Source organism: Neisseria sp. P0021.S006, assembly GCF_051956895.1.
In genome coordinates this window covers 1-829 of sequence record NZ_JBQCWZ010000589.1, presented here as the reverse complement: position 1 = coordinate 829, position 829 = coordinate 1, and the positions used below count along the sequence as shown (strand labels likewise).

Genomic DNA, 829 nt, shown 5'->3' with positions numbered 1-829 from the left:
CAATCCTGCATTGAAATGGCCGCTGTAAGGGTTTAGGCTAAAACAAAAGGCCGTCTGAAAATTATTTCAGACGGCCTTTAATATTAAACATTGATTATTTAAAGTTTGGAAACTAAGAATATCCCGGCTTGGTTATCCGACTTGCGCCAACTGTTGGCGCATTTCATCGATAACGGCTTTGTAATCCGGTTTGCCAAAAATCGCCGAACCGGCGACAAACGTATCCGCACCCGCCGCCGCAATTTCAGCAATATTGTCTGTTTTCACGCCGCCATCGACTTCCAATGCGATATGGCGGCCGCTTTGCCGTTCATACTCGTCCAACATCTCGCGCACTTTGCGGATTTTCACCAGTGTATTCGGGATAAAGCTTTGTCCGCCGAAGCCCGGGTTGACCGACATCAGCAACACCATATCCAGTTTGTCCAAAACGTTTTCCAGAATATTGACCGGCGTGGCAGGATTCAATACTAAGCCTGCCTGGCAGCCGTATTCTTTAATCAAACCCAAGCTGCGGTCGATGTGGCGGCTGGCTTCCGGATGAAAGGTAATGATATTGGCACCGGCTTTGGCAAACGCATGAATCAAATCGTCCACCGGCTCAACCATCAAATGCACATCGACCGGCACGGTTGCATACGGTTTCAAAGCCGCGCAAACCATAGGGCCGAAAGTCAGATTCGGCACATAATGATTGTCCATCACGTCAAAATGAATCAAATCCGCACCGGCGCGGATAACTTCGGCAACCTCTTCGCCCAAGCGGGCAAAATCAGCGGACAAAATACTGGGGGCAATACGGTAGTCGGTCATGTTTATTCTCCTAAAG

Annotated in this window: 1 protein-coding gene; it reads right to left on the bottom strand. The window is 49.0% G+C overall.

Annotated features, from left to right (window positions below):
- Positions 1–132: 132 nt before the first annotated feature.
- Positions 133–813, bottom strand: coding sequence for a ribulose-phosphate 3-epimerase (gene rpe, locus ACTHUM_RS15875; protein WP_036490579.1), 681 nt, complete (start codon positions 811–813; stop codon positions 133–135).
- Positions 814–829: the final 16 nt, after the last annotated feature.